Source organism: Pseudoalteromonas sp. APC 3250, from assembly GCF_030407915.1.
Classification (GTDB): domain Bacteria; phylum Pseudomonadota; class Gammaproteobacteria; order Enterobacterales; family Alteromonadaceae; genus Pseudoalteromonas; species Pseudoalteromonas tetraodonis.
Map to the genome: position 1 here is coordinate 253,137 of NZ_JASDCM010000002.1, position 17,159 is coordinate 270,295.

The window sequence follows — 17,159 nt, forward strand, 5'->3', positions numbered from 1 at the left end:
AGAACGTTTATATGCATTATATCTATTTTTATTTAGTTATCTAGTTTGTCATACTCCAATAACTAAATAAGGAGCACTGAATGAGCGAGTATATTATTTCGTTGTTATTACTAATGATGCCATTGAGTACATTTATAGCAGCGTGGCTAATTGGCCGACAACCTTGTGCCTCAAATGGCAATGTACTGTTTAAAGTGATGCTATTTAATAGTGTTGCATTTATCAGTGCCGTTGCACTTTATCGTATTTTTGCCTTTGATTTACTGAGTTTCTTATCGCTCTCAGTGACCCGCGCTATTATGCTAGGACTAATCCTGTTCATAACGCTAATATTAATTCGGTTTTGCAAACACTATATGCAAGGTGAGCCACGTGTAAACTACTTTTGGCGCTGGCTGCTATTAACCGTAACCGCAGTGCTGATTGTAGTTATGAGCAATCACTTAGCGCTATTTTGGCTAGGCTGGGTGGCAATTAGTTTAGCACTGCACAAGCTATTAATGTTTTATCCTGAGCGCCCTCGTGCGGTACTCGCCGCTCATAAAAAGTTTATTGTGGCACGCGTAGCCGAATCCTTATTACTCGTCGCATTTATTATTTTATCGGTTACTCACAACAGCCTATACATTAGCGATATCACTACTTTTTATCACACCACCACACTACCGCTATCTTTGGCTGAACAACTCGCGGCCTTTTTAATCGCTTTTGCAGCTTTAATCAAATGTGCTCAGTTGCCTATGCATGGCTGGCTAATCAAAGTGGTTGAGGTGCCTACACCCGTCAGTGCCTTATTGCATGCTGGGGTGATAAATTTAGGTGGCTTTTTATTAATTTTATTTGCGCCTTTGTTTATTCAAGCTGCGGCTGCACAGTGGTTAATTTTAATTATTGCTGGTTTAACTACGGTGATCAGCGCTTTGATAATGACTACCCGAATAAGCGTTAAAGTAAGGCTTGCTTGGTCTACCAGTGCGCAAATGGGATTAATGCTCATAGAATGTGCGCTGGGATTATTTGAACTGGCTCTGCTTCACCTTGTTACTCATTCAACCTATAAAGCCTTTGCATTTTTAAACTCAGGCAACGGTGTAAACGAAGATCTGATTCGCCGCCACATTCCAAAACAATCACCCACGTGCTTTGCTTGGTTAACGGGGGCATTGGTGTCGATTACCCTAGTTAGCGCTGCATGGTTCATTAGCGGCTATCAAGGCGCGGTCAGTGTGTGGCTACTTTTAGCATCGGCTTTAACTATTTTACTGGCCAACCAACATGGCGCTTCTAGCGTGCAAACTCACAGTAAAAAACTGCTAGTCGCACTATTAGTTGTTATTAGTTATGTGGTTGCTAAAAATATATTTACTTTAGCACTAGAGCTTGAGCAGTGGCGCGAAGCTGCATTTAGCCTCGCCGATAGCTGGGTAATAGCCCTTATTTTAACGTTAATGATTGCCAGCTACTTTTTACGCTACCAGTCTTGGCGACCACAGGTTAAATCACTTTCCACCCTATTATTTGCAGGTTTGTATTTAGATGAGTGGTTTACGCGGTTAACCCTAAAAATATGGCCGATAAATTTACCTAATAATGGCCACACCGATTTAAAAAATCATGCAGCTGGAATCACCGTTGAGGAATCAAAATGAGCAATCAAACGCATTCAAATCACACGGCATTATCGTTAAGTGACACTGAAAACAACATACTTAATAAAGTATGCGGTTACATAGCACCAAACTGGCCTTTAGATCAGATGATTGCCGTTAACCCATTTTGGGAAATGCGCCACCTGCCTATTGAAGATGTAAGCGCACGCATTGATACCTTATGTAATGCCAATATGCTCATGCCTAAAGACTTTTATCAGCACAAGTACGACAACGGCATAATTACTGATAACCACTTAGCCGATGCAGCCAAGTTACTTAACAGTGACTTTACGCATGAGCAACTCATAAAAACCCTTCACATTGATGTTCCTTTAGTGGATTGGCACAACATTGCAGATTTACTCGACCAGCAGCGCAATAAACATAAAATGGCTTGGCATGATGAAATCACCCATCAACTGAGTCAGTTTTGTGCCGCACATTATCAGCAGCTTGGCCCTATGCTTCATGGTGATGACACATCATCACAATCACCTTTATATCGCCATTGGTTAACCGTTATTCAAGCGGATAAAGGCATTAGTATTGTAATGGATGAAAAACATTTAAATGGCTACTTTAAACGACTGCCCACTTGCGCTGATGAACTGATTGCACTAACACTCTCAACCCTTAATATAGATAACGACTCGTTAGAGTTATATGCTCATTCGCTGCTTTTAGATATTAATGGTTGGGCATCGTGGTTGGCGTATTTGCGATTCCAAGGCCAACTTTACGCTAAACCCAAAGATGATATGAAACAGCTACTGGCCATGCGAATGGCATGGGACTTGGTTATTTGGCAGTATCTGGCAGATCATGATAGTGCTTCATTTAAACAACTACAAAGTCAGTGGCAGCAAGAAAAGTCACTCGTAGTTGAGCGCCTGCATGCACACAAATTAGCACAAAAGCCATTATGGGTGTGGGCAAAAGCACTGGAGCTGAGCTATCAATACCCGCTTAATCATGCACTGCAAAGCGCCACTAAAACCCCAGTGAACAACGCTCAATTACAAGCGGTGTTTTGTATTGATGTACGCTCAGAGGTTATTCGCCGCGCGCTTGAATCGCAAAGTAAAAATATAGAAACCTTCGGCTTTGCCGGTTTTTTTGGCTTGCCACTAGAATATCAAGAAAATGGTAGTGCAATTACTCGTCCTCAACTACCCGGGCTACTCAAACCAGCTATACATGCCACACAAACACGCAAAGACGCGGCGCTTGAAGCATCTCGTCAAAATAGTGCTACATGGCAAAGTTGGTCAAAATCAGCCCCCTCATCGTTTTCTATGGTTGAATCAGCAGGCTGGCTGTATGCATTTAAATTAATAAAAAATACCTTTTTATCTAAAGGTAAAGCTAAAAAGTGCGCAACCACCGACTGGCAATTAACACAAAACCAGCAACAACTGACACTAAAAGACAAAACCGACTTAGCTCAAAAAGTGCTTAACACCTTAGGAATAAAAGAGTTTGCGCCGCATGTTATGTTGGTAGGTCACGCCAGTCATACAACTAATAACTTGCACAGCGCTGGCCTAGAATGTGGAGCCTGTGGAGGGCAAAGTGGCGAAGTTAATGTACGCGTGCTGGCTAACTTACTAAACGATACCCAAGTGCGCCAAGCGCTTAAAGAGCGAGGGCTAACACTGGCACATAGCACGCAATTTATTGCCGCTATTCATAACACAACCACGGATGTCATCACCGCTTACGATACCGAGCTTAATGACAATCTGAAAAAATGGCTAACTGTTGCCACGCAAACCGCTCAGCAAGAACGCTTAGTAAATATCGACCCGCAGTTAGTTAATAAAACCGCGGATGAAATTAACCATGCTTATCATCAGCGTGCCCGCGATTGGTCGCAAGTACGCCCAGAATGGGGGCTTGCTAATAACGCCGCCTTTATTGTTGCACCACGAGCATGGACTCGCAGTGTTAACTTACAAGGACGCTGTTTTTTACATGATTATGAATGGGAAAACGATAACGAATTTGCGGTATTAGAACTGATCATGACCGCACCCATGATAGTAACCCATTGGATCAATAGTCAATATAATGCCTCGGTTACCGACAACCATAAATACGGCAGTGGTAATAAAATACTCCACAATGCAGTCGGCGGTAATATTGGATTATTTGAAGGTAATGGCGGTGACCTTCGTATTGGCTTAGCCATGCAGTCACTGCACAATGGGGAAAAATGGATGCACGAACCAATTCGCCTTAATGTATATATTGCTGCGCCGCAATCGGCAATCGCGGCAATTTATAACAAACATGTCATGGTGAAGGAGCTGATTGATAACCATTGGCTCACTCTCATTCGCTGGGGCGATGATAATACCCTAGAGCAGTTCGAAAATGGACATTTCTCAACTATTTCAGCCTCTAATGAGCCAATATAAGCTATGCCAAAGATAGTCATTGCCACGAAACATAAAAAGGCGCCTTTAGTAGCTCCCGCTTTGGAGCCACTTGGTTTTGAGGTATTCACTACTGATTTATTTGATACCGATACACTTGGGATGTTTAGTCACGAAGTACAACGTCATTGTAGTGCCAACACAGCGGCACTGACAAAAGCTCAGCGCGCATGTGAACTCACAGGCGAGCAATTTGGGCTTGGCAGTGAAGGCAGTTTTGGGGGTGGGCCGTATCCGGGTTTAATGAACTGGGACGAAGAAGTTATTTGTTTTTATGATAAACACAATAACAATGCTATTTATGGATACTCTGGTGGGCCATTTTCGCCGAGCAGCTTAAGCATTAGCAGTGAAACCAGTGCTGAATCAATCACTACTGCATGTCAGCGCTATGAAAACCAGCATTGGATACTTGACGACACCCAAACGCTTCATAAAGGGCTTAGCATAGAAGCGCTTATTGCTTTGTATACAGAAAAAACGCCAAGCACAGGTACAATCACGCCTGATCTGAGGGCCATGTATAGCCCGCAACGCCAAGTAATTATTAGCCGAGCTGCAGAAGATCTTGCAAGGCGATTATCATCAACATGCCCACAGTGCCAAAACCCTAACTTTGTTGCTAAACAGGTCACAAAAGGCTTGCCCTGTGAGCTATGTAATATGCCAACAGAACAAATGAAATCAACTACTTCAGTATGTGATAGTTGCGGCTTTAGCCACATTGAAACGAATAAAAAACGCGTTGCTGATGCAACATATTGCCAGTTTTGTAATCCTTAAGAGTTATTATGACATCATTACAACCCACTCAATTTTTGAATACTGAAGAGCGTATTAACCAAGCCGTGGCACTATTAAAAGCGGGCGAATGCGTTGCCTTACCCACAGAAACTGTGTACGGCCTTGCTGCCGATGCGAGCAATAGTGATGCTGTAGCAAAAATATTTGCCGCTAAAGGGCGCCCAACAAACCACCCATTAATTGTGCATATTCCTGAACTATCACATGTGCACTACTGGGCAAAAAATGTAAATAAGGCAGCGATTACACTTGCTGAAGCCTTTTGGCCAGGCCCGCTCACACTTATTTTAAATACAAAAGATAATTTAAATAGCCCTGTAACAGGTGGCTTGAATAGCATTGGTTTACGCGTACCAGCACATCCGCAATTTTTAGCCGTTTTAAAACAATTAAATACTGGGCTTGCAGCTCCCTCAGCTAATCGCTACAAACAACTAAGCCCAATAAACACAGCCCATGTTATGCGCGATTTAAATGGCCGAATTAGCGCGGTATTAGAGGGCGGTCAATGTGATGTGGGTATTGAATCAACGATTGTTGATGCCACCACTGAGCAGCTTCGCATTTTACGCCCAGGACCTATATCCGCTGCAGATATTTTGCAAAAAACCGGACTGAATGTCACTACACCGCTTTCACATAATGAGGCAGTGCCTGGCAATGTAAAGGCGCATTATCAGCCCCATGCTCCTGCAATACTTATTAATAGCGCAGACTTTCAAAGTGTTTTGAGTAACACTCCCCATTTGCAAACACATTATTTAATCTATTCAACCAAGGCAGAGCAACAGTTATTAGCTAATCACATTTCGCCTCAGTACATTACTAAGCTAAGTGCTTGCCCTGTTGAGTATGCTAAAAACATGTATAAAACGCTGCATCATATCGATGAGACAACACCGATGAATATTTATATCGAAAAGCCGCCAGTAAGCAGTGAGTGGGGGGCTGTGAATGACCGCCTTAGCCGTGCCACCACAGTATTTGCAGGATAAGTTAATTAACCGTTAGGTATTCAATAACCGTTGCTGCTGCCACTGGTTTATAAAAGTAATACCCCTGAAAACGTTTACAGCCAATATCAACTAACATATCAAACTGTGCCTGTTCTTCCACGCCTTCAGCTATAACACTTAAGTTATGGCTGTTGGCAATGGCAATAATACTTTGCACCATACTATTTGATTTAGAGTCCACCAAAATATCATCAACAAAGCTCTTATCTATTTTCAGTTCATCTATCGGTAAGTTTCTTAATAAGCTTAATGACGAATATCCGGTGCCAAAATCATCCATTGAAAAGCGTATTCCACGTGACTTTAAGCTCTTAATCGTATCAATCACATGTTCAAGATTATCCATAAAGAGGGATTCTGTTATTTCTAAAATGATACTTTGCGCAGTAACATTGTGCGTCTCTAAACTGTGTAATAATGTAGGAATAAATACACTACTTTGAAATTGCATTACTGAAATGTTTATTGCCAATTCAAGAGGGGTATTGCTGTGTTGCTGCATTTTTGCAAACTCACCAATAGATCGCGCTAAAACAAAGTCACCAATTTTAAAAATTAAATCACTTTGCTCTGCAATAGCAATAAACTCAGCGGGTGATACCATACCAAGCTCACCATCTTGCCAACGAATGAGTGCCTCCATAGCATGGATTTTACCCTGTTCATTTACTTGGCACTGATACGCCATAGACAATGACTGCTCGTTTAACGCCATATTAAGCCGCTCTTCTACTTTTAAACGACGTAAGTAAGCTTGTTTAATATCAGCATGATAATGACACAGCCATTGGCCGGTATCTTTTGCCCACTGGTTAGCTAAATGCGCACTTCGTACGAGCTTACTCTTTGTTATACCATGCTCTGGATAACAGGCTATGCCCACACTTATATTAAGTAATCGTTCACTATTGTTGGTTTCATATTGCTGGATTGCTGACTCTAAAATATGCTCGAATGCACGTCTGTTTTGCTCATCAAAAGTGTGAGGTGCAATAATACAAAATTCATTCCCACTATTTCTAAATACTAAATAGGGTGATAAAAATGTTGTTTTTAAAAAGCCAGCAAAGGTTTTTATCGCTTTATCGCCAAACTCCATGCCAAAGCGATTATTCATAGAACGCAAGTTGGTAATGTTAATGATTGCTAAGCTAAACGATGTTTCTTTTTTCTCTTCAAAGCTATCTCGTAACGCTTTTCGATTTGGGAGTTTGGTCAAATCATCATGTCTTGAAAGATGGAATAGCTCATCAATACGCTTTTTTTCAGCACGTGCAATAAGCCTAAAACCAAAAAATAGCACCATACAAATAAACACATAAACTAGGACATACAAGCCAACTTTCCAATAATACAGATTTTTTATTGGTTGCATCGCCATTTGTGACAGAGTCCACAACTGATAACGGTTATCAAATTTTGCTGAGGTGATATACGGTTTGCCTTTTACCGTCGTTTCTATGCTAAACACTTCCTCGGAAGATTTAAGTGTTTGCTTTGTTTTACCTGTTTGCTCTATCAAAGCATTACCCGATAACCCCAATGCCTCTTTAGTCTGGGTTTTTATATAACTTGCTATATCTGCATCTCTAACCGAGCTGTATTGAATAAAGCCATCTATTTCTCTTGCTAGCATGATGTAATCATCACGATTACTTTGCAAAATATTTAAGTACTTAGTCCCTCTCGACACCGCCATACCTGCCGTCATAACCGCGATTACTGTGCCGCTCTTATCGCGTAATGCTTTTCTTATTGGGATGACCCACTCTTGTAAAGATTCATTAAAGTAAGTCTGTCCTAATACCATTTTGTCTGATACGAGGGTTTGCGCAAAGCTTTGGCGTGTATTTTTATTTTCTTTCAGGTTGATCATGGTTGAAGCGTTTAAGTTTGAGCTGTAATAAATAATCTCGCCTTGCGGATTAAACAGTCCAAAGCCTAATAACACGGGATTTTCTAGCAAAATATTATCAAGAAGTTTAATTGTCGACGTTTTTTCATGTAAATTATTATTAGAGAGAATATCTCTACCAATTAAATCTAGCATCAGCTCTTTATTTCTAAGGGTGCTTTTAAGTGCTTGCGCAGAAAATTCCACACGATTTTGGGAGCTCGTGCGGTAATCTTTTTTGATGTTTTTCCACTCGTAAACCAAAAGCACGCTTAATAAAATTAAGCCACCCAACAGCAAAAAACAGAAGAGTTTCCATAAATTATTTTTTATTAGTGCCATCTAATTCTCACAACCCCGCCACAACCTGTTTGGTAGTGTGTTATGTATTTGGGCTCTTAAAAGCACTTTATGGCTAGCTTGGTTTTTTTTCAAGCTATTTTATTGCAAAATTAAGAAAACACACACAAATAAACACCTTTAATTAACAATAAAGGCAACATTAATTAACAACCAGCAAGCTCGATAAAAGCATTATTGTTATTGCTAAGCTAAGGCCTCGTTGTGTCCTTGCATTTAATAAACGATATTATTAAGCGACCATTGTAGTTTATTTATTAAATATAATATTGATTTAAAACAATAGCTTTAGTTGTAAAATGTAATTTAAACCAGCTCATGTATGAAGTCGTTTTGTTTAGTCATAATTTTGCAATAATGATCGGTAATAATAGCTGCATTATTAATCAAAAATAGCATTTGAAGCCCCTCATGAGCGAATCTATAGTGCAACTTACCTTTGCACTTCCGTCATTTGAAGATCCTATGTCTGCGGCAATGAGTCACAGCATGGAATTTGAAACGCTATCGCAGGATGCTAACAGTCAGCATCAAATCACACTGCAATGCGTTTTACCTGAGGCTGCTCATGAAAGTGATATTATTTCACTCAGCGCAACTGAGCCAAATGCACGAGCGGCTCAATACTACACAGAAAAAACACTCAACCTATCTGATCTAGAACAAGGGCGAGTCAACCTAACTTTGAGTCAAATAGCACATAGTCATGATTTTGTGATGCAAATGATTTTGCATGGTAAGCACGGCACGTTAAAAAATAGTTTGCAGTTTGATATGCATATTAACCAATTTGGTAGTGGTTATACTGCACCTGCAACTTATATAGCGCCGCCTAGGCCGCATCGAGTACGTCAGTATTTCGCTAATATGGGAACAGCTTTACTTTCGCTTTTTTAGTTATTGGCGCACACTTTTCCACTGGTTTTTTATTACTCAATCAGCAAAGCTCACTTTACCCATAGTGATATCTAAAATCCCTTGGTTGTTATTATTTAAGCCTTGACGTTGCCCTGCCAAACATTCATTTGCCAAAATAGCAAACAGCACGGCCTCTTTGGCATCAGGATTTACGCCTAAATTCTCGGTGTTTTTAAACGCCTTAATGTTTGGGCAGTGCATCAGTAATTGCTCCATTAATAATGGATTATGAATACCTCCACCACTGGCATATACTACACAGTCTTGAGTATGTTGAGCACAGTCATTTAACGCCTTGGCAATCGTAGTGGCAGAAAGGGCATTTAAAGTCGCTAAAACATCTTCGTGGTTTAGTCTTTGTGTCGTTGAATGCATTTGTGCCGCCCGTAAATAAGCTAAATTAAACACCTCAGGTCCGGTTGTTTTAGGCAGTGGTAATTTAAAAAACGCGTTATCGGTAAGCGCAGCAAGAAGCTTTGTATTCACTTTACCAGCTTTGGCAAGTTTAGCTCCCTCATCATAATGGAGCCCTTTAAAATAATGCTGTACATAAGCATCCATAATAGTATTGCCAGGGCCAATGTCAGAGCTAAAGACCGCTCCAGTATCGCCGTTTTTAGGTAAAAATGTTAAATTAGCAATGCCCCCCATGTTGAGTAAAATACGATTTTCATTTGGGCTGGCAAAAAACAAATAATCTCCATACACAGCTAATGGTGCGCCTTCACCACCAGCAGCAATATGCTTTTGCCTAAAGTCACCTATCGTGGTAATGCCTGTAGTAAACGCTATTTGATCGCTGTCGCCAATTTGTAGCGTGCCATTTTTAAAATCGTGGTGGTTATGTTGGGATTGCGGGCAGTGATAAATAGTTTGCCCGTGACTGGCTATTACATCAATATCGGCTGGATTTACTTGCCACAGTGCTAAACACTGATTAACCATAGCACCATGGAGCTTACCTACCCACGGATGTAACAAAGTCAGCACTTCTAAATCGCATTCGCGCTTAGCAAACACCTGTTTTATTTTAGTTTTATACTCGTCGTTGTACTCAACCGTGGTGAATTTTAATACCTCTATTTGGGTATGCAAACCCGCTCCGGTTATTTTACATAGCGCCACATCTAAACCATCTAAAGAGGTGCCACTCATTAGGCCAATAATTAAACGACTGGGCTTTTTAGCGCTATTATAAAGGGCGGCAATGTGTGGGTGCATAGTGACTCTGTGTAGGTACTTTTTATTATATTTTAAAAGAGTTTAAAGCAAAGTTATAGCTGTATACACTTTAATTTTAAAAAGATAGTTTCATTGTTTAAACGCCTAAAGCTTGCTAGGTTATTGGTTGATAATAATAAACTTATTTACCATATGATGATTTTACGTGAGTTCAAGCAACACGATACCTTTCAAATAGTAACCATTTTGAACGATAAGCAAGTAGCACGCTATTTATCCTCTAAAATTCCATTTCCGTATACGCAGGCAGATGCGAATTGGTGGGTAAACGAGGGAGCAAAATGTGGCATCATTAAAGCCATCGAAGTTGATGGCCTGTGCGTTGGGTGTATTGGTATTACTCCTGGTGGATTTGAGTATAGCCGCAGTGGCGAAATTGGCTATTGGCTTAGTCAGCAATATTGGGGGCAAGGAATTATCACCCAAGCCATTGGGTTGATTATTAGGGTCTGTTGACCTTTCAAGGTTAAATTTGCAACAGTCTGTTTGGTATTTAGGCAAGGCAGAGCCTATGAGGTGTGGTTATTCCACATAAATAGGCGATAACGCAGCATTAATGCTAAACAGGCGCTGCCCTTCGGGTTCTGCCTAGGGGCTATTTACTCTTTGTTGCTCGGTTTTGACTTAGCCCACTAGGTTACAAACCTCGCGCCGCGATTAAACCGCCCCTAGTTTGAACAAATTGTAATCCGCAAAGGTCAACAGACCCTAAAGAAGTGTTTAAAAGTACTAATTTAAACCGTATTTATGCGGCTGTATTTGCTGGTAATGCGGGCTCAATAAAGGCGTTGCTTAAAAGTGGCTTTAATACCGAGGCTATTTTAAAACAAGCAATTTATAAAAATGGTCACTATTTTGATAGCCATATATTTAGCATGCTAAAAACAGAGTAATTATTCTAATTAAATGTTTGCAAAGGTTGAATTAACCCCCTCTCGCCCAAAGCTCGTGTATCAAGGTACAAATTTTATCTGCCTATCCGCGCATTATTGTTGAGCCGTGTATTGTTTTAAAGCTTAAACATTCGGTAATAGGTGGTTTTTTCACTTTATTTTGGAGATTTTTATGTCTACAACTAGCCGTCAATTTACTTTAGCCTCGCGCCCACATGGCGCCCCTACCAATGACAACTTTGAATTTAAAAGCAAAGAGCTTCCATCGTTAAAAGAGGGCGAAGTACTGTTGCGTACAATTTACTTATCATTAGACCCCTACATGCGTGGACGTATGAGCGATGCTAAATCGTATGCCGACCCTGTCGAAATTGGTGATGTAATGGTTGGTGCAACGGTGTGCCAAGTAGAAACATCTAAAAACGATAAATTTAGCGAAGGCGAATGGGTATTAGCGTACACAGGTTGGCAAACTTACGCCATCTCAAATGGCGAAGGCTTAATGTCATTAGGTAAAGAACCAACAAACCCTTCATACGCATTGGGTATTATGGGTATGCCTGGCTTTACCGCCTACATGGGTTTACTCGATATTGGCGCCCCTAAAGCAGGTGAAACCGTGGTCGTTGCAGCAGCAACGGGGCCTGTCGGTGCAACGGTTGGCCAAATTGCTAAAATTAAAGGCTGTAAAGTGGTTGGAGTTGCCGGTGGCAGCGAAAAATGTGCTCATGCCGTTGAAAAGCTAGGCTTTGATGCCTGTATTGATCACAAAGCCGATGACTTTGCCGAGCAATTAGAAAAAGCATGTGACCAAGGCATTGATGTTTATTATGAAAATGTGGGCGGAAAAGTGTTTGACGCCGTATTACCTTTGCTTAATACCTCAGCGCGCGTGCCTATCTGTGGTTTGGTATCGCAATATAATGCGACCAGTTTGCCTGAGGGCCCAGACCGAATGGGCATGTTAATGGGACAATTACTAACTAAGCGCATCAAAATGCAAGGCTTTATTATTTTTGATGATTATGGCCACCGCTATGACGAATTTGCACAAGACATGCAAAAATGGCTACAAGACGGAAAAATTCAATACCGCGAACATCTAGTAGAAGGCATTGAAAACACCATCAGTGCATTTAACGACATGATCAGTGGGAAGAACTTTGGTAAAACCGTAGTAAAGATTAACAGCCCACTATAATAACATTCAGGCTGTGTTGTAATTCAACACAGCTCAATAAGGAAGAAAATGATTAAACTACACCATTTAAATAAATCTCGCTCTAAACGTATTATTTGGTTACTAGAAGAGCTTGAGGTCGATTACGAAATTGTTGCTTACCAACGTAACACTGAGACTTTTTTAGCCCCTGATGAGCTTAAAAATGTGCATCCGCTGGGTAAATCGCCAGTTATAGAAGATGATGGCTTAGTGATTGCCGAGTCTGGCGCTATCACAGATTACCTGATCACTAAATATGGCAAAGGTAAATTTGCCCCAAAAGCAGGCACCCCTGATTACGTTGACTACCAGCAATGGCTACATTTTGCAGAAAGCTCAGCAATTTTACCGCTTTTACTCAAAATGTTTGTGCAAAAAGATGGTGCTAAAACCCAGTTTTTAGAGGGCTATGCTGATGCAGAAACCGCTAAAGTGATTAGCTATTTTAACAGCCGTCTTGAAGGCAAGCGTTATTTAGTGGGCGAGACCCTAACCGGTGCCGATTTTATGATGTCGTTTATTGTTGAAATCGTTAAAAATGCAGGCCAATTAGAGCACTTTAAAAACCTGGTTAAATACGATGAGCAATTACAATCTCATGAAAAATTTCATACCGCTAACGAGTTAGAAGCCAAGTACGACTAACTTACCTTTCGCTTTGATTGTGGTTTCACAGTCAAAGCGATACCCGCTTTTCTACTCAGGTCTATCAAGATAAATTTGTTTAAAATCATTAAAATGTGCTTCAAAAAGTGCAACTAAGTTTGGATCAAAATGATTACCTGCACCTTTAATTATTTCCGCTTTTGCGTCATCCATACTCCAAGGCTCTTTATAACAACGGCGACAACATAACGCATCAAACACATCAGCAATCGCAGTAATTCGTCCCTCTAAACTGATTTCTTGCTTTTTTTTTGCGTGCGGATAACCGGCTCCATCCCAACGCTCGTGATGATCAATCGCAATGTTTGCAGCCATATCAATAACAGGATTAGCTGTCCCTTTGAGAATTTCCCAGCCCTTAGTGGTATGCTGTTTCATAACTTCCCACTCGTCAGCATCTAATTTTGCCGGCTTGTTTAAAATGAGATCTGGTACACCCACCTTTCCTACATCATGTAATTGCGCAGCTAGACTAATTTTATCGCAGTACGCTTGATTTTGATTATGCAGCTGCGCGAGTAATTTTGCATATAAGCCAACCCTAATTACGTGAGATCCCGTTTCCTTGGAGCGCGACTCCATGGCACCTCCCATCAGTGAGATAGCCAGCTGCTGGGTTTCTTCAATTGAATTAGCTAATAATAAACTTTCAAATGTGAGAACAACATTGCCCAAAAACAAGTCAACAAGCTGTTGCGCTTCTTTTTTAACCGGTTGCAATGATTGAAATGCGAGTATTGAATCTAGACCTTTTTGTGAATGATGAAAATAAACATAATGATCTTCTGCAATAAAATTCTGCTTGGTTTGTTTCGCCCTTAAAAAGTACTCTTGATGCTTTTTCGGAATACTATCAATACCACTTCCCGTGAACAGATGTATACCTGAGACTTCCCCTTCAATCATTTGCAACTTTTCATCTAACTGACAAATACCAAATACTTTAGGCGCATCTATATATAAATTGGCCGAGCTCATATTCAGTACAAGTTTTAACTCTTCCATGACAACAGAGGTAAACTCTACCAAGTCACCAATTTGGGTAATGGTAGAGATAGCTTTTATTAGTCTTTTTAAATTATAGCGGTGAGTTTGTAGCATACAAATATCGCGGTAGGCTCGTAAAGAGGTATAAAAAATCAATTCAAGATCTTGGCTTTGCAGTTGGCTCTTCGCTTTATAGCCATCAATATCATAATCGCGAATAACACTGCGCTCAGGCGCAACCCCAGGCTGACCTGTTCGCAAAATAATTCGACTATAACCATTTTGTAAGTCTTGGCGAATAAATCGCGCAAGATCTAATCCTGCATGTTCTGTTTCCATTACGACATCTAGTAAAATTAATGCGTAACGTTCTGAGCTTTGTAGTTTCTCTTTCGCCTCAGATGCACTGTAAACACTGTGTAGTTCAACAGGGCGTTGCTCAAATTCAAAGCGCTTCATTGCAAGTTGAGTTACCTGATGCACCGAGTCATCGTCATCAACAATTAAGATTTTCCATGGCTTAGCATTGCTGTTGGCAACCGCTTTATCTGACACTACATCATCTTGTAACCACTCCATAAACACACCCTGCTATTAATTAATTCGGTGGCGTTACCGGAAATTGAATGAAAAAATAAACGCCTGTGGATTCTTTTTGCTTTACTGCAATTTGCCCTTTCAGGCGGTGAACTACGAGGTTATAAACAATATTCATCCCCAAGCCACTGCCGCCACCCGCTCTATTTGTGGTGTAAAACGGGTCAAACACTTTTTTCTGAACTTCATCTGTCATGCCTTGACCACTGTCTTGATAATGAATACAGACAGAGTCTGAGTACTCAATATGAACACTTATCTGCCCTTTTTTTCTACCATTTTGAAAACCGTGAATAATTGAATTCATTACTAAATTAGTGAAAATTTGCGCTAAGGCACCAGGATCAGAATACACTTCTGGCTCAGGCTCCGTTGCACTAATGGTAATATCAACCGGTGTTGCTTTAAGGGTATGATAGAGGCTTTTTAGCACCTCATTAAAATAACTACTTACATACAAATTACGTAATTCTTCGGTTGTTTGATCAACCGCTACACGTTTAAAACTGCTTATTAAATCAGCGGCACGTTGCATGTTTTTTAGCAAAATGTCACAGCTTAAATCAACTTCACTAATAAACTCACTAAACTGCGTTTTACTTAAGGTGCCAGAAGCCACTTTGTTTTTAGTTTCGATTAACATTTCTCGCAAATGAGATGTCGCTGTCACACAAACACCTAACGGTGTATTCACCTCATGTGCCACACCACTGACTAAACTTCCAAGTGAAGACATTTTCTCTGCTTCAACAAGTTCCTGCTGAGTGCGACGAAGCTCTATGGTTTGCTCAAGTAGAGCCTGCTCTGCCTCATGGCGTTTACTCGACATTAAATTAATAGAATCACTTAAACTGTCATAAGGGCTGCGCTTAGAAACTGTTTGAGAAAAATCCCCAGCTGCAATCGCAGAGCAAACCTGATCAATATCTTTACTGGCTTTAATTAAACGCTCAAAGCTTCTAAACATGGTGCCAAGCTCATCCTTTTGAGTCATATACTTTTGAACATGAATAGATAAATCTCCATTAGCTAGCTGTTCAACAGATTTAATCGCAATATTAATACGCTTGGTTGTTCGGTTAATAAAATACCAAAAGAGTAAAAACACCAGTAATACACTTGCAAAAGCCGCTGCCAATAATGGGCTAAATTGCGCTTGAATAGGCCCAATAATATCGGTTTCAGAGCGACGCACTATCACTGTCCAATGCCCAGTGGCAACCTTGGCTTTATCAAAATAGAATATTCCAGAATCAAAAGGATCGTTAGCAGATAATATTTCTCTTGCTTGCCCCTGTGATTTTAGCTGTTTGGCTATACTTGCATAATCTGTGTCTAAAATGGCTTTCGTTTTTAGTCCTGAATGATTTAATGTCGTGGCAATCACGTTGTCACGTTGGCTGAGTAACAAAACATCAATTTTTAGTTGCTGCTTTATGGTTTGTAAGAATTCCGTTATATCAGCAAGTGCTCTATCTACACTTGCCATACCGACAAATTCGCCATTAATAATAATTGGCGAACTTTGTTCAACCAGCATTCTTCCCTCGTAAACATAGGGCTCAGTGATCATCGTCTCGGTATTACCATCACGTAAAAACTGTTGACGTACTCCCTCATAATAAAGACTTGATTCCATATCGACCAAGGGCTCAAGTAACAAACGTTCAGAGTCATTAAAATCACGATGCCAATAAGGTAAAAAACGGCCAGTTTGGTCTACATAAACGCCCTCTTTTAACGGTGGAGCATTAATATAGGCTTGATCTTGATTATCGGCATTAGGCTCATAACCAAACGAAGCCCCCACAAATGAAGGGGTCATTTTAAGCACTGCACGAACAAAATTAATACTTGCCTCTCTATCACCAAACAACCCATTTTGCTGTGCTAAGGCCATAATCTCTGTAGTGCGTACCGCTAATTGCGTTTCTTCATTTACCTTCGCGGCAATCGTATCTGCCGTCTGGCTTAAATTTAGTTTTGCTTGTATAACAGCCTGATTAAGGCTAGTTGAATACCAATAACTCAAGATACTGGCAATAATGAGCATGACGGGCAATGCCAAATACAGCAGCATCTTTCCTTGCAAAGAGTGTATGAGTGGTAGTCGCATAATTTTAGGCTTGAACAAGCAAGCCAACATCCTGAGGATCTGAAGTATTAAGCTTAAAAATTAGACTATAAAAACTTTCTAGGCAAATCAATTGTGTAGAAATTAATGCAGAAGCGGGGTATTAAAATACCCGCTATATAACGGACAAGGTTGTTAAATAACCTGAACTCCGGATAATAAATCCATCTCAAGCAGCTATTTTCAGCGCTAACTGCGTTGAATTTACTTGCAATAGGCTAGCTATTGACGCGTAATTTCGCCTTGTTTTCACTAAAAATCTCTAGCTTGAGAAAATAAAAATAAATATCATTTTGATTCAATATGTTAGTAAATCTCTTAACCAGAGTTCAGGTT

12 protein-coding genes and 1 pseudogene are annotated in these 17,159 nt (G+C 40.4%); 9 read left to right on the forward strand and 4 right to left on the reverse strand.

Annotation, left to right across the window (positions count from 1 at the left end; genetic code table 11):
- The first annotated feature begins 80 nt into the window (after window positions 1–80).
- Genes QL986_RS03545 through QL986_RS03560 form a run of 4 tightly spaced genes read left to right on the forward strand, consistent with a single transcriptional unit; the run spans window position 81 to window position 5,889 of the window.
- The gene (locus QL986_RS03545; protein WP_290191190.1) at window positions 81–1,649 is read left to right on the forward strand and encodes an NADH-quinone oxidoreductase subunit L; all 1,569 of its coding nucleotides are present in this window, start codon (window positions 81–83) and stop codon (window positions 1,647–1,649) included.
- Entirely contained in the window at window positions 1,646–4,072 is a 2,427-nt protein-coding gene (locus tag QL986_RS03550) for a DUF2309 domain-containing protein (protein ID WP_290191191.1), read from the forward strand. Before QL986_RS03545 ends, QL986_RS03550 begins: the two co-directional genes overlap by 4 nt.
- 3 nt (window positions 4,073–4,075) lie before the next feature.
- Window positions 4,076–4,873 (forward strand): DUF6671 family protein, encoded by a 798-nt coding sequence (locus QL986_RS03555; RefSeq protein ID WP_290191192.1) that lies wholly within the window; start codon window positions 4,076–4,078, stop codon window positions 4,871–4,873.
- Between the two features lie 8 nt (window positions 4,874–4,881).
- Entirely contained in the window at window positions 4,882–5,889 is a 1,008-nt protein-coding gene (locus QL986_RS03560) for an L-threonylcarbamoyladenylate synthase (protein ID WP_290191193.1), read from the forward strand.
- A gap of 1 nt (window position 5,890) precedes the next feature.
- Here QL986_RS03560 and QL986_RS03565 read toward each other — a convergent pair whose 3' ends face one another.
- Window positions 5,891–8,146, reverse strand: a complete 2,256-nt coding sequence (locus QL986_RS03565) for an EAL domain-containing protein (protein ID WP_290191194.1) — start codon at window positions 8,144–8,146, stop codon at window positions 5,891–5,893.
- Window positions 8,147–8,575: 429 nt separating this feature from the next.
- Here QL986_RS03565 and QL986_RS03570 point away from each other — a divergent pair, with 429 nt between their 5' ends.
- Window positions 8,576–9,061, forward strand: coding sequence for a hypothetical protein (locus QL986_RS03570; protein ID WP_013462913.1), 486 nt, complete (start codon window positions 8,576–8,578; stop codon window positions 9,059–9,061).
- Between the two features lie 36 nt (window positions 9,062–9,097).
- Here QL986_RS03570 and QL986_RS03575 read toward each other — a convergent pair whose 3' ends face one another.
- Window positions 9,098–10,303 carry an anhydro-N-acetylmuramic acid kinase gene (locus tag QL986_RS03575; protein WP_290191195.1) on the reverse strand — a complete coding sequence of 402 codons (1,206 nt, stop codon included), beginning with the start codon at window positions 10,301–10,303 and terminating at the stop codon, window positions 9,098–9,100.
- A 153-nt stretch (window positions 10,304–10,456) separates the two neighbouring features.
- Between QL986_RS03575 and QL986_RS03580 the strand changes: the two are divergent.
- From QL986_RS03580 to QL986_RS03595, 4 genes and pseudogenes are all read left to right on the forward strand, one after another.
- A pseudogene (locus QL986_RS03580) lies at window positions 10,457–10,765 on the forward strand (GNAT family N-acetyltransferase); the annotation flags it as partial.
- A 275-nt stretch (window positions 10,766–11,040) separates the two neighbouring features.
- A complete protein-coding gene (locus QL986_RS03585) occupies window positions 11,041–11,217 on the forward strand; it encodes a GNAT family protein (protein ID WP_013462910.1) in 177 nt (58 codons plus the stop codon).
- A 172-nt stretch (window positions 11,218–11,389) separates the two neighbouring features.
- Window positions 11,390–12,418, forward strand: coding sequence for an NADP-dependent oxidoreductase (locus QL986_RS03590; RefSeq protein ID WP_013462909.1), 1,029 nt, complete (start codon window positions 11,390–11,392; stop codon window positions 12,416–12,418).
- Between the two features lie 48 nt (window positions 12,419–12,466).
- Window positions 12,467–13,084 (forward strand): glutathione S-transferase, encoded by a 618-nt coding sequence (locus tag QL986_RS03595; protein ID WP_016899137.1) that lies wholly within the window; start codon window positions 12,467–12,469, stop codon window positions 13,082–13,084.
- 51 nt (window positions 13,085–13,135) lie between these two features.
- Here QL986_RS03595 and QL986_RS03600 read toward each other — a convergent pair whose 3' ends face one another.
- Entirely contained in the window at window positions 13,136–14,671 is a 1,536-nt protein-coding gene (locus tag QL986_RS03600; RefSeq protein WP_290191196.1) for an HD domain-containing phosphohydrolase, read from the reverse strand.
- 19 nt (window positions 14,672–14,690) lie between these two features.
- On the reverse strand, window positions 14,691–16,805 hold the full coding sequence (locus QL986_RS03605; protein WP_290191197.1) for an ATP-binding protein: 2,115 nt from the start codon (window positions 16,803–16,805) through the stop codon (window positions 14,691–14,693).
- Window positions 16,806–17,159 lie beyond the last annotated feature (354 nt).

What these genes read in the sequence shown, in the direction of transcription:
- QL986_RS03545 (WP_290191190.1), top strand. Translation starts at nt 81, where the DNA reads ATGAGCGAGTATATTATTTCGTTGTTATTACTAATGATGCCATTGAGT.
- QL986_RS03550 (WP_290191191.1), top strand. Translation starts at nt 1,646, where the DNA reads ATGAGCAATCAAACGCATTCAAATCACACGGCATTATCGTTAAGTGAC.
- QL986_RS03555 (WP_290191192.1), top strand. Translation starts at nt 4,076, where the DNA reads ATGCCAAAGATAGTCATTGCCACGAAACATAAAAAGGCGCCTTTAGTA.
- QL986_RS03560 (WP_290191193.1), top strand. Translation starts at nt 4,882, where the DNA reads ATGACATCATTACAACCCACTCAATTTTTGAATACTGAAGAGCGTATT.
- QL986_RS03565 (WP_290191194.1), bottom strand. Translation starts at nt 8,146, where the DNA reads ATGGCACTAATAAAAAATAATTTATGGAAACTCTTCTGTTTTTTGCTG.
- QL986_RS03570 (WP_013462913.1), top strand. Translation starts at nt 8,576, where the DNA reads ATGAGCGAATCTATAGTGCAACTTACCTTTGCACTTCCGTCATTTGAA.
- QL986_RS03575 (WP_290191195.1), bottom strand. Translation starts at nt 10,303, where the DNA reads ATGCACCCACACATTGCCGCCCTTTATAATAGCGCTAAAAAGCCCAGT.
- QL986_RS03590 (WP_013462909.1), top strand. Translation starts at nt 11,390, where the DNA reads ATGTCTACAACTAGCCGTCAATTTACTTTAGCCTCGCGCCCACATGGC.
- QL986_RS03595 (WP_016899137.1), top strand. Translation starts at nt 12,467, where the DNA reads ATGATTAAACTACACCATTTAAATAAATCTCGCTCTAAACGTATTATT.
- QL986_RS03600 (WP_290191196.1), bottom strand. Translation starts at nt 14,671, where the DNA reads ATGGAGTGGTTACAAGATGATGTAGTGTCAGATAAAGCGGTTGCCAAC.
- QL986_RS03605 (WP_290191197.1), bottom strand. Translation starts at nt 16,805, where the DNA reads ATGCGACTACCACTCATACACTCTTTGCAAGGAAAGATGCTGCTGTAT.